Annotated in this window: 18 protein-coding genes; 10 read left to right on the forward strand and 8 right to left on the reverse strand. The window is 61.9% G+C overall.

The genetic code is table 11. The annotated features are described in order from the left end of the window. Positions 1 to 58 precede the first annotated feature (58 nt). Together JL474_RS07270 and JL474_RS07275 are read left to right on the forward strand one after the other, a co-directional pair. A complete protein-coding gene (locus tag JL474_RS07270) occupies positions 59 to 790 on the forward strand; it encodes a murein L,D-transpeptidase catalytic domain family protein (RefSeq protein ID WP_203141532.1) in 732 nt (243 codons plus the stop codon). A 224-nt stretch (positions 791 to 1,014) separates the two neighbouring features. Then, positions 1,015 to 1,488 (forward strand): PaaI family thioesterase, encoded by a 474-nt coding sequence (locus JL474_RS07275; protein ID WP_203141533.1) that lies wholly within the window; start codon positions 1,015 to 1,017, stop codon positions 1,486 to 1,488. Between the two features lie 48 nt (positions 1,489 to 1,536). Here JL474_RS07275 and JL474_RS07280 read toward each other — a convergent pair whose 3' ends face one another. Further along, positions 1,537 to 2,406, reverse strand: a complete 870-nt coding sequence (locus JL474_RS07280) for a sterol desaturase family protein (protein ID WP_203141534.1) — start codon at positions 2,404 to 2,406, stop codon at positions 1,537 to 1,539. An 87-nt stretch (positions 2,407 to 2,493) separates the two neighbouring features. Here JL474_RS07280 and JL474_RS07285 point away from each other — a divergent pair, with 87 nt between their 5' ends. Beyond that, positions 2,494 to 3,399, forward strand: coding sequence for a LysR family transcriptional regulator (locus tag JL474_RS07285; RefSeq protein ID WP_203141535.1), 906 nt, complete (start codon positions 2,494 to 2,496; stop codon positions 3,397 to 3,399). Positions 3,400 to 3,498: 99 nt separating this feature from the next. Beyond that, entirely contained in the window at positions 3,499 to 4,275 is a 777-nt protein-coding gene (gene cysQ, locus JL474_RS07290; protein WP_123632820.1) for a 3'(2'),5'-bisphosphate nucleotidase CysQ, read from the forward strand. A gap of 46 nt (positions 4,276 to 4,321) precedes the next feature. On the opposite strand, the gene JL474_RS07295 is transcribed toward cysQ, so the two are convergent. After that, complete coding sequence (locus JL474_RS07295; RefSeq protein ID WP_123632818.1) at positions 4,322 to 5,671, reverse strand: 8-oxoguanine deaminase; 1,350 nt, start codon at positions 5,669 to 5,671, stop codon at positions 4,322 to 4,324. A 400-nt stretch (positions 5,672 to 6,071) separates the two neighbouring features. Between JL474_RS07295 and JL474_RS07300 the strand changes: the two genes are divergently transcribed. Further along, entirely contained in the window at positions 6,072 to 7,463 is a 1,392-nt protein-coding gene (locus JL474_RS07300; RefSeq protein ID WP_203141536.1) for a uracil-xanthine permease family protein, read from the forward strand. 35 nt (positions 7,464 to 7,498) lie between these two features. Here JL474_RS07300 and JL474_RS07305 read toward each other — a convergent pair whose 3' ends face one another. Beyond that, positions 7,499 to 7,726: a hypothetical protein gene (locus tag JL474_RS07305; protein WP_203141537.1), complete on the reverse strand. Its 228-nt coding sequence runs from the start codon at positions 7,724 to 7,726 to the stop codon at positions 7,499 to 7,501. A 326-nt stretch (positions 7,727 to 8,052) separates the two neighbouring features. Between JL474_RS07305 and JL474_RS07310 the strand changes: the two genes are divergently transcribed. After that, complete coding sequence (locus JL474_RS07310; RefSeq protein ID WP_203141538.1) at positions 8,053 to 9,213, forward strand: AI-2E family transporter; 1,161 nt, start codon at positions 8,053 to 8,055, stop codon at positions 9,211 to 9,213. Positions 9,214 to 9,257: 44 nt separating this feature from the next. On the opposite strand, the gene JL474_RS07315 is transcribed toward JL474_RS07310, so the two are convergent. Beyond that, positions 9,258 to 10,664: a sodium-dependent transporter gene (locus tag JL474_RS07315; protein ID WP_203141539.1), complete on the reverse strand. Its 1,407-nt coding sequence runs from the start codon at positions 10,662 to 10,664 to the stop codon at positions 9,258 to 9,260. Positions 10,665 to 10,969: 305 nt separating this feature from the next. Beyond that, positions 10,970 to 12,070, reverse strand: coding sequence for a Glu/Leu/Phe/Val family dehydrogenase (locus JL474_RS07320; protein WP_123632807.1), 1,101 nt, complete (start codon positions 12,068 to 12,070; stop codon positions 10,970 to 10,972). 884 nt (positions 12,071 to 12,954) lie between these two features. Here JL474_RS07320 and JL474_RS07325 point away from each other — a divergent pair. The 4 genes from JL474_RS07325 to JL474_RS07340 all read left to right on the forward strand — a co-directional run bounded on the left by JL474_RS07325 (position 12,955) and on the right by JL474_RS07340 (position 18,055). Further along, on the forward strand, positions 12,955 to 13,728 hold the full coding sequence (locus JL474_RS07325; RefSeq protein WP_203141540.1) for a sulfite exporter TauE/SafE family protein: 774 nt from the start codon (positions 12,955 to 12,957) through the stop codon (positions 13,726 to 13,728). Between the two features lie 365 nt (positions 13,729 to 14,093). Beyond that, the gene (locus tag JL474_RS07330) at positions 14,094 to 14,966 is read left to right on the forward strand and encodes an MBL fold metallo-hydrolase (protein WP_203141541.1); all 873 of its coding nucleotides are present in this window, start codon (positions 14,094 to 14,096) and stop codon (positions 14,964 to 14,966) included. Positions 14,967 to 15,045: 79 nt separating this feature from the next. Further along, positions 15,046 to 16,293: an NAD(P)/FAD-dependent oxidoreductase gene (locus JL474_RS07335; protein WP_203141542.1), complete on the forward strand. Its 1,248-nt coding sequence runs from the start codon at positions 15,046 to 15,048 to the stop codon at positions 16,291 to 16,293. 4 nt (positions 16,294 to 16,297) lie between these two features. Continuing rightward, on the forward strand, positions 16,298 to 18,055 hold the full coding sequence (locus JL474_RS07340) for a SulP family inorganic anion transporter (RefSeq protein ID WP_203141543.1): 1,758 nt from the start codon (positions 16,298 to 16,300) through the stop codon (positions 18,053 to 18,055). A gap of 391 nt (positions 18,056 to 18,446) precedes the next feature. On the opposite strand, the gene JL474_RS07345 is transcribed toward JL474_RS07340, so the two are convergent. The 3 genes from JL474_RS07345 to JL474_RS07355 are packed head-to-tail and all read right to left on the reverse strand — an operon-like array spanning position 18,447 to position 23,349. Beyond that, positions 18,447 to 19,550, reverse strand: coding sequence for a DUF4340 domain-containing protein (locus JL474_RS07345; protein WP_203141544.1), 1,104 nt, complete (start codon positions 19,548 to 19,550; stop codon positions 18,447 to 18,449). 3 nt (positions 19,551 to 19,553) lie between these two features. Further along, complete coding sequence (locus JL474_RS07350; protein WP_203141545.1) at positions 19,554 to 22,448, reverse strand: Gldg family protein; 2,895 nt, start codon at positions 22,446 to 22,448, stop codon at positions 19,554 to 19,556. Then, positions 22,441 to 23,349 carry an ABC transporter ATP-binding protein gene (locus JL474_RS07355; protein ID WP_123632792.1) on the reverse strand — a complete coding sequence of 303 codons (909 nt, stop codon included), beginning with the start codon at positions 23,347 to 23,349 and terminating at the stop codon, positions 22,441 to 22,443. Before JL474_RS07355 ends, JL474_RS07350 begins: the two co-directional genes overlap by 8 nt. Positions 23,350 to 23,597: the final 248 nt, after the last annotated feature.

Below are 23,597 nucleotides of genomic sequence, written 5' to 3' on the forward strand. Positions count from 1 at the left end.
TCCGGAAGCCGCCATTGGCGCAGCCCATGCGGATTCGAATGCACCCGAGGGGGAAACTATGATCGACAGACGCTTACAACGCGTTCTGGCAGTCGTTCTGGGCGTACTGTTTTCAAACTGTCTGGCCTTACAAAGCCACGCAGCGGCCTTTGACAAGGCCCTGTACAACAAACTCAGCGAGGCCGCTCCCAACCTGAGTCACAAGGTCCTGCAACGGGCGCTTCAGGCTTCCGAATGCGCGGTTAGCCACGGCATTCACGCGCCCAGGCGACTGGCTGTGATCGACTTCTCCCTGCCGTCCTCCACCAAGCGCCTCTGGTTGTTGGACCTGGAAACCGGGTCGCTGGTTCTCCGCGGACTGGTTGCCCACGGCAAGAATTCCGGAATGACCGACGCCACCACCTTCTCCAACGTCGAGGGCAGCTACCAGTCCAGCATCGGTCTGTTTCAGGCCGGTGAAACCTACCGCGGCCGCCACGGGTACGCACTACGCCTGGACGGTCTGGAAAAAGGCGTCAACGACCTGGCGCGGCAACGGGCCATCGTGATTCACGGCGCAGACTACGTGGCCCAGTCCTGGGTCCAGCGCTATGGCCGAATCGGCCGCAGCCATGGCTGCCCCGCGGTGAGCAACAAGGTGATCCGCGAGGTGGTGGACAATCTCAAGGGCGGTCAGTTGGTATTCACCTACTATCCCGACCAGCAATGGCTGCAATCGTCCAGCTACCTGCACTGTGGTGCCACCCGGATGGCCGGTGCCGACAGCCAGGGCGACGACGGCAATATCTGATATGGGATGGCGGGTTGCTCCGGCGACCCGCACGACCCTGCGACCGTCTGCCTATTCCCTTCGCCGTGAATTCCTGAAATCCTCCTGTCTAAACCCCCGAACGGCCGTTTGCAGCCTCTCTCTCAACCATAGCCAATACCGTCGGCCACTGGCCACGTTTGCAGTGCGTCATGCACATTAAATCTGCCCCGAGTGGGTTGGCCGACCCGATGAACAGGATGACCATGAACGCATCGATACCCGCCTTTCAGGACCAGATTCCGGACAACCACTGCTACGGCTGTGGCCCCCTCAATGACCAGGGGCTGCAGATCAAGAGCTGCTGGACCGGCCCGGATACCGCCGAATGCCGCTTTACGCCCGCACCGCATCATTGCGCCGGGCCGACGCACTTCCTGAACGGCGGCATTATTTCCACCATCATCGACTGTCACTGTATCTGTACTGCGATGGCCAAGGCGTATCAGGTGGCTGGCCGTCCGATCGGAGAAGGCGAGCGCCTGTGGTTTGCCACCGGCGACCTGCAGGTGCGATTCAAACGCCCGGTGCCCATGGGGGAGGACATCCTGCTGGAGGCGACGGTGGAAGACGTCAGCGAGAAGAAGATTCGGGTGAGCTGCACGCTGATGGCCGGTGGCAAGGTGTGCGTCGAGAGCGATGTGCTGGCCGTGCGGGTGCCGGCGGGCTGGTTCGAGTAAACGATCACTGGCGGGAAAGGGTTTCCCGCCGGCATGGATCCGGGCCGGTCAGGTTTTCAGGTAGCGTGACAGGTCCAGGTTGAAGTAGCGGTAGAGAACGCTTTTCTGTTCTTTCTCGGACTGGCGCCAGCCGTAGATCTCCGGCCGCTGGGTCTCGATGGCCAGGGTATCGAACACCAGCCAGTCGTACAGAGCCAGCGAGCCGCAGACGTTCCTGGCGGAATTGCGGCCGCGCGCATGGTGATGATGGTGCTGGGTGGGGAAGGTAATCACATGGGCCAGCGCCCACATGATTTTTCGTACCCAGGCCCACTTGTGGTTGTGGAAATACAGGTCGTAGTTCCACGCGGTGTGGGTGTGCGCGGCCCAAAGCCCCTTGATCGCGGTGCCCCAGAGGAAAACTTCCGTCAGCCCCAGGTACAGGCACAGCAGGCTGAACCAGTAGTTGGGCATGATCAGCCACCAGAGGAAACCGTTGGTGAACGTCTGGGTGGCGGTCAGTTTGCCGCGATCGTCGTCCCCGCTGAAATGGTGGGGGCGATGGGAATGTTTGTACACCGCTTGCACCTTCTGGGCCCAGCGCCAGCGCGGTCGACGGCAATGAGCAAAGTAGTGGCCGGCGCCGTGGATAAACTCTTCCAGACAGAAATACACCACCAGGGTGATCCAGAAATGCTCGTGCTCCAGCCAGGCCAGTGAGCCCGCGCTGCCGGGCAGGGCCAGGGTCATCAGGTAGCCGATCAGGAACAGCACCAGCGGACGCTGGATACCCACCATCATCGCGGTCGTCAGACCAGCAATCTTCCAGTCCCGGGCGGTGCGGGCGCCGTTGGCACTGCGTCCACTGAGCCGCTCGAACAGGGCAGACATCAGGACCAGGAAGAGGACGGACAGGCCGATGAGATTATTTTCGTTCATTGTTGTTCTCCGATAATTCACCTCAGGCCTCATCGTCGCCCGTTCCACTCTTTTTTGGCCAATCAATATCCTGTATATGTAATATCCATGAAGCTGAATTTTAGGTCTGTCGATCTGAACCTGTTGCCGGTCTTTGCCGCGGTGGTGGAAGAAGGGCAGTTATCACGCGCTGCTGATCGTCTGGGTATGAGCCAGCCGGCGGTGAGCGCGGCCCTCCAGCGCCTTCGACTGACGGTGGGGGATCCGCTGTTTACCCGCAGTCGCAGCGGCCTGAACCCGACGCCGCGGGCGCGGGAGCTGTACGAGCAGGTCAGCAACGGGCTGGGAGCGCTGGCGGATGCGCTGGAACCCGGGCAGGCGTTCGATCCCTCCCGGTCGGCCCGGACCTTCCGGATTGTTGCCATCGACTACTTCGAGTCCCTGATGCTGGGGCCGGTGATCAGCGCGTTGCGCGAACACAGTGCCGGCATGGGCATCCAGATTCTGCCGCAATTGGAGAACTGGTCGGCGCTACTGACCAGTGCCGAAGCGGATCTGGCATTCGACACCCGGCGTCCCGCCGACGAGCGCCTGACTGCCGAGCAGGTGGCGGAGGAGTCGCTGGTGGTGGTAGCCCGGCAGGATCATCCGCACATCCGGGGCGAGTTGTCGCTGGACGACTATCTGTCCGCCGAGCATGTGGTGCTGCCCGAGCGTGAACAGCGGACCCTGCCGCTGGACCTGATCCTGGGGCGGCCCGGATGGCAACGGCGCATCGGGGCACGGGTGGTTCAATACAGCAATCCGCTCTGGGTGGCCGCGTCCAGCGATCTGATTGCGACGGTGCCGTTGCGCCTGGCCGAGCGTCTGGCAGACACCCTGCAATTACAGATCCTGCCGTTCCCCACGGAAACGCCGACGGTTCCCATCTTTCTCATCTGGCCTGTGGCGTTGGACAAGGACCGGGCGCACCAGTGGTTTCGCGGGTTTCTCAGGGACAATCTGCCGTTCTGAAGAATGACAGCGACCGCGGGTCTGCGTCGCAGTTGCTATCCCGTTCCGTTAAACTCGGGCCTGATCCCAATGACATTTGCCAGCCAGGAACCTCTACACATGGCTTCGAACTCTTCACTGCTTCCCGAAGTGGTCCGCATTGCCGAAGCGGCCAGCGCCAAGGTGCTCGACATCTACGAGACGGACTTTTCCGTCGATCACAAGGCGGACAAATCGCCGATCACCGAAGCGGACATCGCTTCCCACCACGTGATTGTCGAGGGGCTGCAGTCGCTGACCCCGGAGATTCCTATCCTGTCGGAAGAGTCTGCCAACGCGCCCTGGGACGAGCGCAAACACTGGACGCGTTTCTGGCTGGTCGATCCGATCGACGGCACCAAGGATTTCGTCAATCGCAGCGGCGAGTTCACCGTCAATATTGCGCTGATCGAGAATGGTGAGCCGGTGATGGGCGTGGTGACCGCACCCGCATTGGACGAGGTTTATTGGGGGCTGAAAGGCGAGGGCGCCTGGAAGCGCAATGGCGCCGGTGAGACGCGCCAGCTCAGCGTGGTCGAGCCGCCGCAAAGCAAACGGGTCGTCGCCAGCAAGAACCACCTGAACGACGACACCCGGGCCTTCATCGAGGCGCTGGGGGAGCACTGCCTGGTCCAGGCTGGCAGCTCGCTGAAATTCTGCCGGATCGCCGAGGGCGAAGCGGACATCTACCCACGTCTGGGGCCGACCTGCGAATGGGACACCGGCGCGGCTCAGGCGGTGCTCGAAGCCGCCGGCGGCAAGGTGCGCAAGCTGGACGGCTCGCCCATCGAGTATGGCAAGGAAGACGTGCTCAATCCGTTCTTTGTGGCGTCCGGCAGTTGGTACAGCCACGACTGATTGATCGAAAAGCCGGAGCCCGGTCCGGGCTCCGTCGTTCATTCGATCAGCCGTTAAAAAGTCGCCGCGCAGCCTCCCGGTGCCGGGCCATCAGTGCCTGGGTGTCGCCACCGAGCCACTGTCGATCCCGCACCTTCCATTCCCCGCCAATCATGACCGCATCGGCCTGACTGGCGCCGCAAAGCACCAGGGCGGCTAGCGGATCATGGGCGCCGCTGAAGCGTGGTTCGTCCAGTTTGAACAGGGCCAGATCGGCCCGTTTGCCCACCGCCAGTTCGCCGATATCATCCCGCCGCAAAACGTCAGCCGACCCCTTCGTGGCCAGTGACAGGGCATCGGTGTGCGTAAACTCGTCCGCCTCATAACGCAGCCGCTGGATCAGCAGCGCCTGCCGAATTTCCTGCATCAGGTTGCTGTGGTCGTTGGAGGCGCTGCCGTCCACGCCCAGCCCGACCGGCGCGCCAGCCGCCTTGAGCTCGTTGATGCGGCAGATGCCCGAAGCCAGCACCATGTTGGAGGACGGGCAGTGGCAGATGCCGGTACCTGCCTCGCCGAGTCGGGCAATCTCCTCGTCGTTGAAGTGAATGCCGTGGGCCAGCCAGGTCCGGTTGTGCAGCCAGCCGACGCTGTCCAGGTAGTCCAGCGGCCGCTGGCCAAAGGTTTTCAGGCAGAAGTCGTTTTCGTCCCGGGTCTCCGCCAGGTGCGTGTGCAGGCTGACGCTATATTGGGCAGCCAGCTCGGCACTCGCCCGCATGAGGTCCGGCGTCACGGAAAAGGGTGAGCAGGGCGCCAGGGCCACTTCCAACAGGCCACCCGCGTCCTGCTTGTGGTACTGGCGGATCAGGCGTTCGCTGTCTTCGAGAATGGTCGCCTCATCCTGCACCACACGGGGTGGTGGCAGGCCACCGTCATCGGTGCTCAGGCTCATGGAGCCGCGCGTCAGCGTGGCTCGCATGCCCAGCCGGGTCGCGGTTTCCGCCTGGATGTCGATGGCGTTCTCGAGTCCGTCCGGGAACAGGTAGTGGTGATCGGCCACGGTGGTGCAGCCGGACAACAGCAACTCGACCATCGCCAGTTCGGTGGCTGCAGCCAGGGCATCGGGCGTCAGGCCGGCCCAGATCGGGTAGAGGGTTTGCAGCCAGGGAAACAGTTTCTTGTTGAGCGCCGGCGGACAGGCCCTAGTCAGCGTCTGGTAGAAATGATGGTGGGTATTGACCAGGCCGGGCAGGAGGACGTGTTCGCTGGCGTCCCAGTTGAGATCGACCGGTTGGCTCGGATAGGTCCCGGACGCGACAAGCTCGGTGATCACGCCGTTCTCGACGACGATGCCGTTACCGGCGTCCTGGTCGTTGGCCGTCCAGGCGGCCATCGGGTGGCGTATCCAAAGTGCACTCATTGCAATGCTCCGTATGCCGTGAGCATGGCTTCACGCAGACACCATGCACACTGAGGGTCAGGTACATGGCAGTGACTTGGGGAGCTTCTGGTGAACTCCGGCGTGTTAATCTGCCAACCGCGTCGATGGTACCACGTTCCCTCCTGCTGGAAAGGCCCATCCAGACCGCTGGGGGGCGAATGTGCATAAACGGTGCGATGTGCTACCCAAAGGCACTGTTCTGGTACGTATTTTCACGTACCGGCACAATTTTTGTTCATTTGTTGTCCAGTCGATTATTTTTAATTTGCTGAAATTTAAGGATTAATAATAAAAGTTAACCGGTTGGTCAGGTTGTTGCTTGCAGTTTGCACGACAAATGCAGACGACTTTTGCTGAACCATCAACCGGAGACCCGCTCATGGCCTCAAACGCCGACACACCCCCGGAACTACTCTACGGACTGAACGACCGTCCGCCGCTGCCTGCCACCCTGCTGGCCGCGGTCCAGCACATGCTGGCGAGTTTTATCGGCATCATCACGCCGACGTTAATCATTGGGGGGGTGCTCGGGCTGGGCAGTGAGGTGCCCTATCTGATCAGCATGGCGTTGATCGTCTCCGGTGTGGGGACCTTTATCCAGGCGCGTCGCATCGGGCCGATCGGTTCAGGGTTGGTGGCGTTGCAGGGCACCAGCTTTGCGTTCCTGAGCTCGATTCTGGCGGCCGGCTTTATTGCCAAGGCGAAGGGCGGCGGACCGGATGAGATTCTCAGCCTGATCTTTGGGGTGTGTTTCTTTGGCGCCTTTATCGAGATCGTACTGAGCCAGTTCCTGCACAAGCTGAAGACGTTCATCAACCCGCTGGTGACCGGCATTGTCATCACCACCATCGGGCTGTCGCTGATCAAGGTGGGCATCACCGACCTGGCCGGCGGCTTCAAGGCCCCGGATTTCGGCAGTCTGACCAATCTGGCACTGGGTGGCGGCGTGTTGCTGCTGATCATCATCATGAACCAGAGTCGCAATCTTTATCTGCGTTCCGGCGCGATTTTTTTTGGTCTGGTGATTGGCTTTGTCGTGGCCATGGGGCTCGGCAAGGTGGATTTCTCCGGGCTGTCCAAGCTGGATTGGTTCGTCCTGCCGGTGCCGTTCAAGTACGGTATTTCCTTCGACTTCGGGGCGTTTCTGCCGGTCGCCCTGATCTATCTGATTACCGCTATCGAGTCTTCCGGCGACCTCACCGCCACGTCGATGATCTCCAAGGAACCCATCCGTGGCGATGTCTATCGCAAGCGCATCCGGGCCGGGGTTCTGGGTGACGGTGTCAATTCGATGCTGGCGGCCATCTTCAACACGTTTCCCAACACCACGTTCAGCCAGAACAACGGTGTGATCCAGCTGACCGGCATTGCCAGTCGCTACGTGGCGTATTGGGTGGCGGGCATCCTGGTGTTGCTGGGTCTGTTCCCGATGATCGGCGGGGTATTCCAGCAACTGCCCAAGCCGGTTCTGGGCGGCGCCACGCTGGTGATGTTCGGCACGGTGGCTGCGGCGGGTATCCGCATCCTCGCGACCGTGAATCTCGATCGGCGCAGCATGCTGATCATGGCCGTCTCGTTCGGTCTTGGTCTGGGTGTGGCGGCCGTGCCGGACCTGTTCCAGCACTTTCCCAAGATGGCCCAGAATGTTCTGGGATCAGCCGTGACCATGGGTGGCCTGACGGCGATCATCCTGAATACCGTACTGCCAGGCCGGGCTGTGGAGGATGCCGAGCCGGAAGCCGACAGGGCCTCGCTTGCGACATCGGTCTGATGCCGGAACCAGGCGGACCGCCGGGTCCGCCATCGTCACTCCTTTCGCAGTTGGCGCTCCCTTCTGCCAATGATGTAGAACATCAGGGCGCCAACCCCGATCAGGATCAGGAGCCAGCCGACGTTTTCGGCCATATCGGTGTGTCCTGAACCTGGCGACAGCAGCGCCACGATGCCAATCACGATGCTGAACACCGCCCCGAGAAAGAGAACAATCAGACTCTTCCTGGGTTCCCCGGTCACGACTTTCCTGGGACTGTCCATATTGACCTCCATCCGCTGTTGGCCGAATTGCGGCCTCCAGCGATACTGAGAGCGACAGATGGCAATCGACTGCCGGATCGATCCCTGACCCCTCTACCATCGGCGGCTCCTGCTAGTCATTGTTGTATCGACGGCGCGTTATTCAAGGGTTCCTGCGGCACCGCCTGGAGCTACCATACCGCGGTGCCGGGCCCTTGAGAGCAGGGATGACGTAACCGAAATGTTGTTACCGGTCGTTAAGCAGTACCGTGTGTCGTTATATCTGACGGAAAGATAAGCAGTTAGCCGGAAGCCCAAGCCGGTCGCTGCCAATCGAGGGTGGATAAATGGACACGAAGGCCGAAACACGCCGTGCGGAGGAGGCTGGGGCGGAGGGTAAAGAAGCGCCAGCCCTGATGGATGCGATCAACATCCGCAGCACGGCTTTACTGATCCTGACCAGTATTGCTGCCCTGTACTTCATTGACTGGGCCCAGCCCATTCTACTGCCGCTGGTGGTCAGTGTACTGATCAGCTATGCGCTGGATCCACTGGTGTCCCTGCTGGACGCGATTCGCGTCCCGCGGCCGGTCGGTGCCGCAGTGGTGCTGGTGGCGATGATCGGGGTACTTGCCGGCGCCAGCGTGCCGTTGCAGCAGGAAGCCACCGCCATCCTCGACAAGGTGCCTGCGGCGGTCCAGAAGCTGCGCCACGATGGCGATGCCCGCGACAGCGAAGAGGGCATGATGGAAAAGGCCCAGAAGGCCGCCAAGCAAATTGAGGAAACTGCCAGCCAACAGTCTGCCCGGACGGCCAACGTGCCCGCTGGCGTGACGCCGGTGCAGATCATCAACAAACCCCTGGATATCCAGGCCTACCTGCTGCAGGGCTCGCCGGCTGCGCTGGTCCTGATTACCCAGTGTTTCTCGGTACTGTTGCTGGTGTATTTCCTGCTGGCGGTGGGCTCGCTCTACAAACGCAAGGTGGTGCGGATTTCCGGGCCGTCCTTCGGCCGGATGCGCAAGGCGACTCGCATCATGAACGAGTTTCATCACCAGGTGCGCCGGTTCCTGTTCGTGATGCTGCTGGGGGCTATCTTTGTCGGCGTGTTGACGTGGTTGGCGTTCCTGATGATCGGCATGGAACAGGCGGCTTTCTGGGGCGTGTTGGCGGGGGTTGCCAGTGCGATTCCCTACCTGGGGCCGTTCCTGGTTCTGATTGGTTGCAGCATCGCGGCGTTCATCCAGTTCGGCGGCATGGACATGGCGGTCATTGTCGGCGGCACATCGCTGATCATCACCAGCATCCAGGGTTATCTGCTGACGCCCTGGCTCACCAGTCAGGTGTCCAGCCTGAATGCGGTGGCGATCTTCATCGGGCTGTTGGTGTGGGGCTGGCTGTGGGGGCCGGTGGGGCTGATTATCGCCACGCCGCTGCTGATGATCGTGAAGACGCTGTGCGACCACGTGATCAATCTCAGGCCCTTTGGCGAACTGCTGGGGAAATAGGGAAGGGGAAGACCGGGACCCGGACGGGTCCCGGTGAAACCGGCTTACACCAGGTTGTAGATAAAGACGATGGCAACGGCCACCGGCGTCAGGAACCGGATGGTGTTGTACCACAGGTTGAAGCCGGAAGCCGGCAGGCTCAGCTCATTTTCCAGCGCCTGGCGGGACATGAACCAGCCGGTGAAGACCGCCACCAGCAGGCCACCCAGAGGCAGCAGGATGTTGGCCGTCAGGAAGTCCAGCAGATCGAAGATGGTCTTGCCTTCGAACATGGTGAACATGCCCAGCGGATGCACGTCGGACCACAGGTTCAGGGACAGGATGGAAGCAATGCCCAGCGCCCAGCAGGCGATGCCGGCACCCAGGGTGCTGACGGTGCGGTTCATGCCTTTCTGCTCTTCCAACCACTCCACCAGCGGCTCCAGCAGGGAGATGCCCGAGGTCCAGGCGGCGAAGATCAGCAGGATGAAGAACAGCGTGCCGAAGAAGCTGCCCATCGGCATCTGGCCGAAGGCGAACGGCAGGGTCTGGAAAATCAGGCCTGGACCGGCGCCCGGTTCGAGGCCGTTGGCGAAGACCACCGGGAAGATGGCCAGACCGGCCAGCAGCGCCACGACGGTATCAATGATGGACACCGTAATGGACGTCTTGGCAATGGAAATGCCCTTCGGCAGATAGGAGCCGTAGGCCATCATGACCGCCATGCCCAGGCTCAGGGTGAAGAACGCGTGGCCGAGGGCAATCAGGACGCCCTTGGTGGTCAGCTTGGAAAAGTCAGGCTCGAACAGGAACGCCACGGCATCGCCGAAATGACCGGACGTCATCGCGTAGCCAACGGTGATCAGCAGGAGCACGAACAGGGCCGGCATCAGGATGCTGACGGCTTTCTCCAGGCCGGCGCTGACGCCGCGGGCCACAACCACCATGACCAGCGCCATGAACACCGTGTGCCACAGCAACAGGGTGCCGGGATCGCTCACCAGGCCTGAGAAGATGGCGCCGATGGCGTCCGCGTCCTTGCCCGCCAGTTGGCCCGTGGCCGCGGTGCCCACGTAGGACACGGCCCAGCCGCCGATGACGGAGTAGAACGAGAGGATCAGGAAGGCAGCCAGCACGCCGACGGCGCCGACAAGCGGCCAGGCTTTGGACAGGCTGTCACGCTCGGCAATCGCGCGCAGGCTGTTGACCGGGCTGTGCCCACCGCGGCGACCGATCATGACTTCCGCCATCATGATGGGAATGCCGATAGCGGCGATACAGACCAGATACACCATAACGAAGGCGCCGCCCCCGTTCTCACCGGTGATGTAGGGGAACTTCCAGATGTTCCCGAGACCGACCGCGGACCCCGTAGCGGCCAGGATAAAGGCAAGACGTGACGACCAGTGGCCGCGTTTCTCTGCGTTGGCTTCCATGACGCCCTCTGCGTTGCCGGAAGAAGTGGTAGACATAAGCATAGTCTCCTGCGAATGCATTGTTGTTGTAGGTCATCCCCGGAAGTTGCGGGCAAACGGTGGGCAAAACCGCCCGGTCAGTGGCACGACAACTTCCTGCTCTGTGCGCTCCTGCTGCGAGGGAAGCACCCTAGAGGGCTTCCGGGTCCAGTGTCTGTCAGGGATTCCCAGGGGACTCAGCGTTCCGTCCGGTTAACCCGTCGCCCGACGGCGCGGCGAACGCCCAGTCGGGCGACGGGTTGGTCTTGAGGAACACCAAGCCGGGTGTAGCCCCGGCCTCATCAACGGCTAACTCAATGATTTCAGCTCACTTTGGACAAGGTCTCCTTGGTGTGCCGAGGTTGAGCGGGGGTGTGGCGGAAGCGCTCCTCCGCCAGAAGGTTCGCGATGGTACCCGTTGGCAGGCCCTCGCGGCTAGAGCGTCGGAAAATTTCGTCCAGGGTGTCGCCAATGGATTCCACGTGGGCACGGACCTGGTTGTGGTCATGGTCGGTGCGTTCGTGGAAAACATCGATGATACCGCCGGCGTTGATGACGAAATCCGGCGCGTACAGGATGCCACGCTTGAGCAGCGCCGCATCGTGTTCCGGGTGTTCGAGCTGGTTGTTGGCGGCACCGGCGACCACCTTGGCCTGCAGCTTCGGAATACTGCGGTCGTTCAGGACGGCGCCCATCGCGCAGGGCGCCACCACATCCACCGGCAAGGTCAGGATTTCTTCAGCGGACACCGGCGTCGCGCCCAGTTCATCGACCGCGCGCTGCATCTGGTCCTGGTGAATGTCATAGACCCACAGTTTGGCGCCGGCGTCCTTGAGATGGCGCGCCAGACGGAAGCCCACGTTGCCGATGCCCTGGACCGCAACCTTCAGGCCTTCCAGGTCGCTGCGGCCCAAGCCGTGCTGCACGGCCATGCGCAGCCCCACGTAGGTGCCGTAGGCGGTAGCCGGTGAGGGATCGCCGTTACTGGGCAGACCGTCAAAGCCAATGTGTTCCTTGATGCCGGCTACATGACTCGTGTGGCGGCCCATAACCTTCAGGTCGGGCACGCTGGTGCCGGAGTCCTCGGCGGCGATGTATTGGCCGCCCAGTTGTTCGAGAAACTTACCCATGGACTCGAGCAGGGCTTCGCTCTTGTGCTTGCGCGGATCGCCGATGATGACGGACTTACCGCCGCCCAGGTCCAGGTTGGCCAGCGCGGACTTGTAGGTCATGCCGCGGGACAGGCGCAGCACGTCACGCAGCGCCTCTTCGTCGCTGGCGTAGGGGAACATCCGGCAACCGCCCAGGGCCGGACCGCGGGAGGTGTTGTGGATGGCGACGATGGCCTTGAGGCCGGTTTCCGGATCGCAGAAAAAGGACAGGTGTTCGTGGTTGTCGAACTCGGGATGGCTGAATACGTTCATGGCGTTTCACCTTACTTCCGGGGCCATCTGTACCCTTGTGGGGCTGACAGGAGGCTGGTGGTTTAACGAGCGGCAGTGGGATTGCCATCTGCCGCCTGCTTTTAAGTTTAGTCCGCGTGAGCTGCTCAGGGTTCAGGCGGCCGCGCTGGCTTTGTGGCGATGTCGCTGGCTATTCGGGCCGGGCAATGCAGAACATCGGTAGCGACGGGCGCGGAGACACGACCGGTCGTTGCCGGGTGTGTCGATACAAAAACCGGGCGCATCAACTGCTGGAGGTGATGTCCGCGCGTTGATCCGGTGTTATTCGCGATGAGGCGATAAGCGGTAGAGCATCGTTCAGGGGTAATCGGCGAGCGATCAGGGGCATACGGGGTGCGGTAGAGAGTGCGGTAGAGCGTGCTGAGGAAAGCGCCCTGGCCAGGCACAGTCCCATCAGGGGTGCGGTCAATTGACTCATTGTTGAAATCCTTTCCACGTCGCCGGATCTCGGCTGCCGTGGTCGTGTTGTTTTTGTAGACCCGCTCGTGGCCGGGTGTTCGATTTCAGGGGCCGGCTTGATGCCCTTGTGGGGCGCCGGCCAGCCAACAACCTAGAGGGTTCGGCAGTCGGCGTCAATGCCCAAAAACTGACCAGTCTGTAACGCATCGTGACGGTGTCGCCGGGTTCATGGGAATAGTTTCAGTGAATACAGATGGTTAGAAAAATGAACGACTCGTCGGCGCTTTTCCGGGCCGCACCAGATTGGACCAAAGGCGAATAGGGCCGCGGCAGGTCGGCGGGCATCGGGCAAGTGGTTTCGGGATAGTTGCCGATGTGAATATCAATCACCGGCAACCGCCGATACACTGCATTGTTTTCATTGGGGTTGTCGGCGCCGGGGTGTTATGTCTGATCTTACCGCAGTCCAGTATGTCCTGATTGGTCTGATCTTTGTCTGGAGTGGGTTCGTGCGCTCCGGGCTGGGGTTCGGCGGGGCGGTCCTGTCGTTGCCGTTCCTGCTGCTGGTCCACGACAATCCGCTGGCTTTCCTGCCGATCATCGCCATTCAGCTGTTGGTGTTTTCCGGCCTGACCATCGTCATGAACAACCGTAAGAGCCAGGCGGCCAGGCAGCCGGACGGTGGAACCGTGGACTGGCGCTATCTGGGCCGCATCCTGGCCATCATGATCGTCCCCAAGCTGATCGGCGTGTTCGGGCTGGTGACGCTTCCGCCGACCGTCATGAGCACGATCATCTTCGGCATCGTGACCGTGTACTCGATTTCCTACCTGCTGGACCGCCCCTTCCGCAGCAAGAACAAGGTGGTGGATGTCGTCTTCCTGATGCTCGGCGGCTACGTCAGCGGCACGTCGCTGATCGGCGCGCCCCTGGTGATTGCCGTGGTGGCCCAGCACCTGCCCAAGGAAAAGCTGCGGGATACCCTGTTTGCGCTCTGGTTCATCCTGGTCACCATCAAGATGGCGGCGTTTATCGCGGTGGGGGTCGATCTTGAGTTGAAACAACAACTCTGGCTCTTGCCCTGTGCCGCGGTCGGCCATGTGATCGGCCTGCGGTTCCACGACTACATGCTCAAAGCTGAGACGCCGGTCTTCTTCCGGGTGCTGGGCGGTGTTTTACTGGTGGTCAGCTGCGTTGGTCTGTGGAAAGGGCTGGGCTGACCCGTCCAGTGTGCGAATGCCGTTTTCGGGTCATCCGGATTCGTCGGCGATTCGGGATCCATTTTCAAGACCCTGAAGCGGGTCTTCCTGTCTAAAATTCAGTCAGGCGCTCTACCACTCCTGATCGGGTGGCGTGGTTTCAGGGTGCCCTATTATTGATCGTTAAATCAATGTGTTGTGATGTTTTTGGGCGGCTTTCATTCGGATGGAATCTGTCCCTGAATCTTTATATTCATTTTGGGAATATATTAATTCTAAAAAATGATTTGACACATTGAAAAATGCAATTTTACGTGTTATTCATAATTCATCTAAGCTTATAACATCGAAGCAAGCGTTGGCCCTGGCCAGCAAGGTGAATAGCCATGACGACACAGAAACCTCAAGTACAGATGTTTTTCGACGAGCCAACGAACACGTTCAGCTACGTCGTACGCGATCCCGACAGCCGCGCCTGCGCCATTGTCGATTCGGTCCTGGATTTCGATTACGCCGCAGGCCGGACGGACGTGCAGTCGGCGGATGCGATCATCGACTACATTCGCACCAACGACCTCTCCGTTGAATGGATCCTCGAGACTCACGTGCATGCGGATCACCTGTCCGCGTCGCCCTACCTGCATGAAAAGCTGGGTGGGCAGACCGGCATTGGGGCGCACATCATCGAGGTCCAGAACATTTTCGGGAAAGCCTTCAACGCCGGCACCGAGTTCGCCCGGGACGGCAGTCAGTTCGACCACCTGTTCCGCGAGGGTGATACGTTCCGAATCGGCGGTCTGGAAGGTCGGGTCCTGCACACGCCCGGTCACACACCGGCCTGCCTGACCTACGTGATCGGTGACGCGGCTTTCGTGGGCGACACGCTGTTCATGCCCGATTACGGTACTGCGCGCTGCGATTTCCCGGGCGGCGATGCGCGCACGCTGTACCACTCGATCCAGAAAGTGCTGTCCCTGCCACCGGAAACCCGCCTGTTCCTCTGTCACGACTACAAGGCGCCCGGGCGGGAAGAGTATGTCTGCGAGACCACCGTCGCTGAGCAGAAAGCCAGCAACGTCCATGTGCACGATGGCATTTCCGAAGATGATTTTGTGAGCATGCGTCGGGAGCGCGACGCCACCCTGGGCATGCCGCGACTGATCCTGCCGTCAGTCCAGGTCAACATGCGGGCCGGTCACATGCCCCCCGCCGAAGACAATGGGCAGGTGTACCTGAAGGTGCCACTCAACCTGTTCTGAACCAGCCTTGTCCCCATCGACCTGAAGCGGGCCCGGTCGGCGATCGGGCCCGCCCTCACAACAACAAGGAACCCTCATCATGAACACAGCACAGCGGCGACACGATGTTGTCATCATCGGCGGTGGATCGGCGGGCATCTCCATGGCCGCGAGCCTTCATCGACGGCGTCACAGTCTCGATATCGCCATCATCGAGCCCTCCGAGCGCCACTGCTATCAACCGGGTTGGACGATGGTCGGCGGCGGGGTATTCAGCCTCGCTGAAACCATCAAGCCGATGAAGTCAGTGATGCCGGAGCACGTCACCTGGTACCGCGCCGAGGCCCGGGCCTTCCGGCCGGACGAGGACCAGGTGGAGCTGTCGGATGGCACGATACTGGGATACCAGAGGCTGGTTGTGGCCCCGGGCCTAGAGCTCAACTGGGACGCCGTTGAAGGGCTGTCAGAAACCCTGGGAACCAACGGGGTGACTTCCAACTACCACCCGGATACCGCGCCCTACACCTGGCAGCTGATCCAGAACCTGAAGTCCGGGACAGCGCTGTTCAGCCAGCCGCCGATGCCCATCAAATGCGCCGGAGCGCCACAAAAAGCCATGTACCTGGCCTGTGATCACTGGATGCGTCAGGGGGTGCTTGGCAGTATGGACGTGCATTTCAAGAACGCCGGCGGCGTGATGTTCGGGGTGCCGGACTATGTTCCCGCCCTGGAACGTTATGTCGAACGCTACCACATTCACAAGGACTTCCAGCAAAACCTGATAGCGGTCAACGGGCCGGCGAAAAAGGCGACCTTCCGTGACCTGTCGGTTGAGGGCGAGGAGCGTTTCATAGAGTGCCGCTTCGATATGCTGCACGCGGTACCGCCCCAACGGGCGCCGGCGTTTGTCAGGGAATCCGTTCTGGCCAATGAGGCCGGCTGGCTCGATCTCGACAGCGAAACGCTCCAGCATCCCCGCTACCCGAGGATCTTTGGGCTGGGGGATGTGAGCGGCACCGCCAACGCAAAAACCGCGGCCGCCGTGCGCAAGCAGGTGCCGGTGGTGGCGGACAATCTGTTGGCCAGCCTGGATAACCAGCCCCTGACGGCAGCGTACTACGGTTACGGATCCTGTCCGCTGACCGTCGAGCGTGGGCGCATCGTGCTGGCCGAATTCGGCTACGGTGGTCAGCTCCAGCCGACGTTCCCGAAGTGGATTAATGACGGCACTCAGCCCACCAGGCTGGCCTGGATGCTGAAGGCGAGATATTTGCCCTACATATACTGGCACGGCATGCTCAAGGGCCACGAATGGCTGGTGAAGCCCGGCCGGCGCAACGCCGCGTAATGCCATGAAAGTAGCGCGCTATCTTCCGTTCCTGCAGTGGCTGCCTGAATACAACCGCTCGGTGTGCGTCAGCGATGCGCTGGCGGCGGTGATCGTCACCATTATGCTGATTCCGCAGTCGCTGGCTTACGCGCTGCTGGCCGGTCTGCCACCGCAGGTCGGGCTGTATGCCTCGATCCTGCCGCTGATCCTGTACGCCCTCTTCGGCACCAGCCGCACGCTGTCGGTGGGGCCGGTGGCCGTGATTGCGCTGATGACGGCGGCGGCCCTGGACGGTATCGCCGTACCGGGGAGTCCGGAGTACCTGGTCGGCGCGATTCTGCTGGCGGTAATGTCGGGACTGATTCTGGTGGTGATGGGATTGCTTCGCTTGGGCTTCCTGGCCAATTTCCTCAGCCACCCGGTGATCTCCGGGTTCATCACGGCGTCGGGTATTGTCATCGCGGCCAGCCAGCTCAAGCACATCCTCGGGGTCGACGCGGACGGTCATAACCTGATCGAGCTTGGTCGCGGCCTGTTTGGACAACGCCATGCCATCCACTGGCCCACCGTGCTGATGGGTGTGGGCACCCTGGCGTTCCTGATGCTGTGCCGCAAGCGGCTGAAGCCCTTGCTCAAGCGCTTTGGAGCCGGAGACCGGCTGGCCGATATCGTGTCCAAGTCGGCGCCGATCCTGGCGGTGATGGTAACGACGCTGGTTACCTGGGGGTTGGGATTGGCTCAGCAGGGGGTGAAAGTGGTCGGGCATGTGCCGGCGGGATTGCCGGATCTGAGCCTGCCCTCAATGGATCCGGGGTTGTGGCGGGAGCTGTTCGTCGGTGCGCTGCTGATCAGTATCGTTGGCTTTGTGGAATCCGTTTCCGTGGGCCAGACCCTGGCTGCAAAGCGTCGGCAGCATATCGACCCGGACCAGGAGTTGATTGGTCTGGGTATGGCCAACCTGGGGGCGGGGGCCTCCGGCGGCATGCCGGTAACCGGTGGTTTCTCGCGTTCCGTGGTCAACTTCGATGCCGGTGCCGAAACGCCGGCTGCCGGCGCGTTCACAGCCGTCGGCATTGCCCTGGCGACCGTCACCCTGACGCCGGCCATCGCCTTCCTGCCCAAGGCCACGCTGGCCGCCGCGATCATCGTCGCGGTGTCGACCCTGATCGACCTGAAAGCCCTGGTGCGCACCTGGCGGTACTCGGCGGTGGATTTTGTGGCCATGCTGGCGACCATCGTGCTGACGCTGACCTACAGTGTTGAGGCGGGCATCCTGGCGGGTGTGGGGTTGTCCGTCGGGTTGTTCATGTACCGCACCTCCCGCCCGCACAGCGCGGTGGTCGGCCGTGTGCCCGGCACGGAGCACTTCCGGAATGTGCAGCGCCATCAGGTTGAGACTCACCCCCGCGTGGCCATGCTGCGGGTGGATGAGAGCCTGTATTTTGCCAATGCGCGCTTTCTGGAGGAGTGCGTGATGGACTTGGTGAGCCGGCAGCCGGCATTGCAGGATGTGGTGCTGGTGTGCGCCGCGGTGAACCTGATCGATGCGTCGGCTCTGGAGAGCCTGGAAGCGATCAACGAACGTTTGCGGGACAGCGGCGTGCGTTTGCACCTGACGGAAGTGAAGGGGCCGGTGATGGATCGGCTTGGGAAAACCGACTTTCTCAAGGACCTCAGTGGCCGGGTGTTCCTGAGTGCCTATGAGGCTTGGGAGGCGTTGACGCATGAGACGCTGGTGGAGGCTGAATCCAAGAGTGTGCCGTTAGCGGTGGGCCCATAAGGCGCTGGAGATTCGTAGGTTGGGCTGACGCAGGAAGTCCAACATCGAGTGGCCCATTCCCAGGCTGGACGGCTCTCAACGCGACTTGTGTGGCTAAATCCAGGATGGAATCAGGTAGCCCGTTATTGTTGGGCTTCCTGCGTCAGCCCAACCTACGCGCTACATGTTGAGGAGACCTCGAGGCCGGTTTTCGGCAGCCTTGCAGGCTGCTCCGAAGCTAAAGCATCGGCTACATTTTGAGAAAACCTCGAGCGTGTAGCAGACGCTTTAGCTTCTGAGGCGCCGAAGGTGCCCCTAAAAGACACGCCGTGGATAACATCGATACCAAAAGAAAAGCGGGTGCCCACCCTCGATGGTGCACCCGCTTTCTGTTTGTGGGAACGGGGCCGGCTTATTCTGCCGGTTCGTCGTCCGCTTTCTTGGCCGTTGATGAGGCCGTTGCCGTATCGGCGGCCGGTTTATCATCTTTGGCGGCCACCAACAGCGTGTCCGGTGACGCCGCTTTCACCAGCGTTTGCCCCAGAGCGGCCGTGATCCGGAATGTCCGGTCCTGATCGGACACGGACAGGAACCACGGCTCATGCTTTGGCGCCTTGCCGGGCTTGGACTTTGCCTTGGCGTCGTCCGCGGAGTCTGGCTTCGACTCTGCCTTGGCAAACGTGTAGGTCACCGTTTTACCGTCTGACTTGTCGAGCTGGATCGTCAGCGTCTGGTCGGCCAGGGCCTGTTTGGCCGCATCGGCATCCGCCAGGGACTGGATCCGCAGACCGGACAGCTGCCCCGCGAGGGTCGCCGCCGCCTTGGTGTCCAGCGTCTTGCCGGCGGGCAGGTTATCCACGTGCCACGGCGCCGGTGCTTTGCCTTTATCGGTGTTTTCGCTGTCTGACTTGTCCGCCGGCTTCTTGGTGGTTTGCGTCAGCTTCAGGTCACCGACTTCCACCGCGGCGATCTTGTCGATCGGCGTGGTCAGGATCTCCTTGTCCAGCCAGCTGTCGCTTTCCACCGGCGCCTGGTAGGCGGCCAGCTTCACCCGGTAGATGTTGCTGTCACCCTTGAGGCGCGCGTAGGACTGGTCGGTTCCCGGCGAGCTGCCCAGGTAGACCGTGGCCACATCCTGGCCGTCGCGACGCAGCACCAGACGACGTTTGAAGTCGTCCTTGGCCACCTTGAAGCGGCTTTGGGCGCTGGGCGAGGTCGCCACCGGAATGCCCTGTTTGGCCGCGACCAGCGCGTCCACCAGTTGGTTTGCCTGATCGCTGCTGGCCGGAAAGCCATCCAGGGAGGGCAGTTGCCACTGGTCGCCCTTACGTTTGATGGTCAGGGACGAGTCCGGCCCGTCCGCGATGACCATCTCGTCCAGGTCATCCAGCGACGCGCTCAGCAGTGGCTGGTCCGGCGATACATCACTGATGTCTTTGTGGGACATGTTCAGGCCGAAGGCCAGCAGGACCTGGACCCCCAGCAGAACGGCGAGTATTCGAACTGTTTTCGCCATCACTTAAACCTCCGCAAGAATCCGTTGATAGCGACGACGGTCGCCGGCTCGCACGCTACGACGCCACAGCCAGACCAGCAGCAGGGCGAGGGCCGCCAGGCCGTAGTTCAGGTACTCCCAGAAACGCTGGGTGTCGTTGTCCATCGGCACCAGGGTGCGGGCAAACTGGGTCTGGCCACGCAAGGCGAGCAGGCCCGGATCTTCCAGCGACCAGTCGATGGCGTTCTGCACCATGTCGATCGGCTTGGTGTAGACCGTGCCGAGTTCCTGGGACACCAGGTTCACCATGGTGTCGGACGCAAAGGCGTTGCTGGCGATCAGCACCAGCCGCGACGAATCCGGCGACTGCTTGATCACGCTGGTGAAGGTCGGCTTGTCAGCCTGCTTCTTGCCCTGGGCGTTTTTCGCGTTCTTGCTGCCTTTGTCATCCGCAGACTGGGCCAGCGGCGACTGGCGGTCGGCGTAGTAGGACTGGAACTGCCCCTTGATCGCCACGGCCAGCGTCTGCGCTTTGGGCTCGCCGTGGGTGGCGAAGCCAAGCTGCGGGTACTGGTTCATGTTGGGGATGGCCTGGGTGCTGTCGGTGGTCCAGGTCTGTGGCGAGCTTTCCAGCAGCCGGGTGACGTTGCGATCGCCCATCGCTTTCTTGTCGATGGTGATCGGTGACGCCCAGCCGAGGGTCATCTGGTCCAGCGAACGGGTCACCGGATGCTTCGGATTCAGCTCGTCGCCGCGCAGATCCGGGAAGGGCGCGTAGGGCACCATCTGGATCTCGCGGAAATTCATGCCGCCCACGTTGCGGGTGACGGGCACCGGCAGCGAGGAACTTTGGGCATCCAGCACCATCTTCGGCTGGATGGTGACGCCCATCCTGGCGAGCCAGTCTTCCAGGCCGGACTTGGTTTTCTCCATGCTCAGGGAGCGGCCCGCGCTGACCTTGAACGGGGAGGTGGCCATCACGATCCGGCCGCCACGCATCAGGAACTGGTCGATGGCAAAGCGCTGCTTGTCGTCCAGGTTCTGCGGGGCGAGTACCAGCAGCAGGTCGGTTTCCGCCGGGACCTTGCCGTCAGACAGCTGGCTCTGCTTGACGCGGACATTGTCCTTCAGCGCCGTCATCAGCTTCTGGTACTGGGACTGCGGCGGCATACCCCGCATCTGGCGCATGCGGGCCATCGGGTCCTGCGGTGCCACCACGGTCACCGTTTTCAGCACGCCCGGTGTGAGACGCTGCAACGCGGACTTGATCGACCGCTTCATGGCGGCCTTGTCCAGCGTGTCGGGCAGGGGCACCGGCACCACGTTGTCACCGCTCTGCAGGGTCATGTTGAACCAGAACGGCTGCGGGTCGGTGAGGCTGGCGATGCGCGGCTGGTAACCGTACTGCTCGGTGAGCTGATCGCCGAGCTTGCCGCCGTTGGCGTCCGGATCCTCAATCTGGACCGAGAGCTTGTCCTCGTGGCCCTTGGCCATGTCCTTAAGGATGTCGGTCACGTTGCCTTTCAGCTGAACCAGTTCCTTCGGCAGTTTCTGCTCCGACGAGAAATAGCCGTGGAAGGTGACCGGCTGGTCGATCGACGCGAAGGCGTTATCGCCGGCCCGGTAGGTACTGACCAGTTTGTGGATGGTGCGGGTCAGTTCGTATTCCGGGCTCTTCAGGGCGACGTCGAGCTTGTTATCGCTCTGGGATTTCACGTCGATCAGGTCGCGGAAACCGAGCACCTGGTACTGGTCGCCGTAGGACACCACCACGTTGAAGTAGGCGTTGACCACCGACGACTGGTAGCGGCTGGCGGTCTGGAACGGCACCGGCTTGATGCCGTACTGGGACGCGGCCTGCTCTTCGACGTCGTGATCCTTGGTGGGATCGAGGAACTGCACCTGGACGTTCTTGCCGCCGGCAATGGCGTATTCCTGCAGCAGGTCGCGGATGCGCGGCACCAGCGGCGCCAACAAGGGATGCGTCTTGTCCGAGAAGTAACCGCGAATCACCAGCGGTTCGTGCAGCTGGTTCAGCTCATGGTAAGTGGCGTCGGACAGGGAATACATCTGGCTCTGAGTGATGTCGGCGCGGGCGCTGCTGACCGGCGTCAGCCAGGCGTTGGCGACGACGAAGTTGGCGATGGCCAACGCACAGACCCAGGTCCAGCCCCGGTGACGGCGATTCGGCGGGTTGCCGGCCCAGCGCATGCGCTCCAGGCTCAGGCGGTTCAGCACCAGGAATACGCCGGTGATGGAAACGTAATAGTACAGGTCACGCAGATCGATCACGCCGCGGGTGATGGAATCGAAGCGGCTGCCGGTGCCGATTTCCTCCAGGAAATGCGCGACCTGATGACCGAACAGGTTGGTCAGCAGGCTGGAGCCCAGCAGGTAGAAAATGCCGCAGACCAGCGTGGTCAGGATCAGCGACACGATCGGGTTGTCGGTGCGGCTGCTCATGAACAGGCCGATCGACAGGTAGGCCGCGCCCAGGAACAGGGTGGCCACGTAGCCGCCGATGACCGGGCCCCAGTCCAATGGGCCGATGAAGGACACGGTGATGGGCAGCGGCAGCGTCATGGCCAGCGCCAGGGCCAGCAGGCCCATGCCCGCCAGGAACTTGCCGCCAATCAACGGCAGCGGACCGACCGGCGAAGTCAGCAGACTTTCCACGGTGCCGGATCGGCGCTCCTCGGACCAGCTGCGCATGGTCAGCGCGCCAATCAGGAAGATCAGCAGGACGGGCATCCACTCGAAGAGGGGGCGTACATCGGCGATGTTGCGGGCAAAGAAAGCCTCGCCCCAGAACACCACGAACAGGGTGACCGCCAGGAAAACGCCCAGGAACAGGAAGGCGGCCGGCGAGGCAAAGAAGCCCCGGAATTCCTTGCGGGCGATCGTCATCAGATCATGCATGAGCGGTCTCCTCGTTCACCTCGGCAAAGACTTTTTCCAGGTCGCGGCGCTGGGGTTCGAGTGCGTGCAGCGGAATGCCGGCACGGGTCAGGATTTCGACCACTTTGGGGGCGCAGTCCAGCGGGGCATCCAGGTGGTAACGGCCGGGCTGGTCGTCCACCGCTGTCAGCGCCCGGATCTCGTCCAGGGACTTCAGGTGCGGGCGCGGGTCGCCCTCGACACTGAGCAGCAGGCCGCCGGATTGCTGCAACTCTTCGAGCTTGGCGTCGACCACCAGTTCGCCGGCGCGCATGATCAGCACCCGCTCACACACCGCCTGCACTTCCTGCAGGATGTGGGTGGAGACGATGACCGTGGCGTGCCTGGCCAGGTCCCGGATCAGGTCCCGCATCTGGCGGATCTGGGTGGGGTCGAGGCCATTGGTGGGTTCGTCGAGGATCAGGATGTCCGGCGAATGCAGCAGCGCCTGGGCCACGCCGACACGCTGGCGATAACCCCGCGACAGGGTCTGGATGCTGGCGGTGGCCTTGGCCTTGAGATCGGCCCGGCGGATGGCGTTGGCGATGGCCTTGTCGCGCTTGTCTTCCGGCACGTCGTGCAGGGCGGCCTGGAAGGCCAGGTAGTCGATGACCGTCATCTCCGGCCAGACCGGGCAGTTCTCCGGCAGGTAGCCGATGCGTTTCTGCATCATGCGGGTGTCGGGGCCGAGCACGAGATCGTCGATCTTCACAGTGCCGGCCGTGGGTTCGAGATAGCCGGTCAGCATCTTCATGATCGTGGTCTTGCCGGCGCCGTTGTGGCCGAGCAGGCCGACCACTTCACCGTGACCGATCCGGAAGCTGACATCCCTGACCGCGGTCAGGTCGCCGTAGCGGCGTGTCAGGTTTTCCACCTGAATCATGTTGGTTTCTCCGTTGATTCCTGGAATGGGGTTGCGTTTCGCCCTGCCAGCGCAGGGTGGCGGTCAGATGGGCGGTGGAGGATGGTGGTTGAGGAAGCAACGGTTTACCGGATGAACGGTCGATCTCGCATCAGTCATTGCAGATTCCGTATGTCCTGTTGTTTGAATGGGATTGCTCGAAAAAGTCCCGACGCGGTTCCGGGAACGGTCCGGTTTGGAAGGACTGACGCGTGTCACTGAAGTTCCGA

This window comes from Marinobacter mangrovi, from assembly GCF_016798325.1.
In the GTDB taxonomy this organism is placed as follows: Bacteria; Pseudomonadota; Gammaproteobacteria; order Pseudomonadales; family Oleiphilaceae; genus Marinobacter_A; species Marinobacter_A mangrovi.

Bases quoted from the DNA above. Each gene is read 5' to 3' on its own strand.
- JL474_RS07270 (WP_203141532.1), top strand. From the start codon at position 59: ATGATCGACAGACGCTTACAACGCGTTCTGGCAGTCGTTCTGGGCGTA.
- JL474_RS07275 (WP_203141533.1), top strand. From the start codon at position 1,015: ATGAACGCATCGATACCCGCCTTTCAGGACCAGATTCCGGACAACCAC.
- JL474_RS07280 (WP_203141534.1), bottom strand. From the start codon at position 2,406: ATGAACGAAAATAATCTCATCGGCCTGTCCGTCCTCTTCCTGGTCCTG.
- JL474_RS07285 (WP_203141535.1), top strand. From the start codon at position 2,494: ATGAAGCTGAATTTTAGGTCTGTCGATCTGAACCTGTTGCCGGTCTTT.
- cysQ (WP_123632820.1), top strand. From the start codon at position 3,499: ATGGCTTCGAACTCTTCACTGCTTCCCGAAGTGGTCCGCATTGCCGAA.
- JL474_RS07295 (WP_123632818.1), bottom strand. From the start codon at position 5,671: ATGAGTGCACTTTGGATACGCCACCCGATGGCCGCCTGGACGGCCAAC.
- JL474_RS07300 (WP_203141536.1), top strand. From the start codon at position 6,072: ATGGCCTCAAACGCCGACACACCCCCGGAACTACTCTACGGACTGAAC.
- JL474_RS07305 (WP_203141537.1), bottom strand. From the start codon at position 7,726: ATGGACAGTCCCAGGAAAGTCGTGACCGGGGAACCCAGGAAGAGTCTG.
- JL474_RS07310 (WP_203141538.1), top strand. From the start codon at position 8,053: ATGGACACGAAGGCCGAAACACGCCGTGCGGAGGAGGCTGGGGCGGAG.
- JL474_RS07315 (WP_203141539.1), bottom strand. From the start codon at position 10,664: ATGTCTACCACTTCTTCCGGCAACGCAGAGGGCGTCATGGAAGCCAAC.
- JL474_RS07320 (WP_123632807.1), bottom strand. From the start codon at position 12,070: ATGAACGTATTCAGCCATCCCGAGTTCGACAACCACGAACACCTGTCC.
- JL474_RS07325 (WP_203141540.1), top strand. From the start codon at position 12,955: ATGTCTGATCTTACCGCAGTCCAGTATGTCCTGATTGGTCTGATCTTT.
- JL474_RS07330 (WP_203141541.1), top strand. From the start codon at position 14,094: ATGACGACACAGAAACCTCAAGTACAGATGTTTTTCGACGAGCCAACG.
- JL474_RS07335 (WP_203141542.1), top strand. From the start codon at position 15,046: ATGAACACAGCACAGCGGCGACACGATGTTGTCATCATCGGCGGTGGA.
- JL474_RS07340 (WP_203141543.1), top strand. From the start codon at position 16,298: ATGAAAGTAGCGCGCTATCTTCCGTTCCTGCAGTGGCTGCCTGAATAC.
- JL474_RS07345 (WP_203141544.1), bottom strand. From the start codon at position 19,550: ATGGCGAAAACAGTTCGAATACTCGCCGTTCTGCTGGGGGTCCAGGTC.
- JL474_RS07350 (WP_203141545.1), bottom strand. From the start codon at position 22,448: ATGCATGATCTGATGACGATCGCCCGCAAGGAATTCCGGGGCTTCTTT.
- JL474_RS07355 (WP_123632792.1), bottom strand. From the start codon at position 23,349: ATGATTCAGGTGGAAAACCTGACACGCCGCTACGGCGACCTGACCGCG.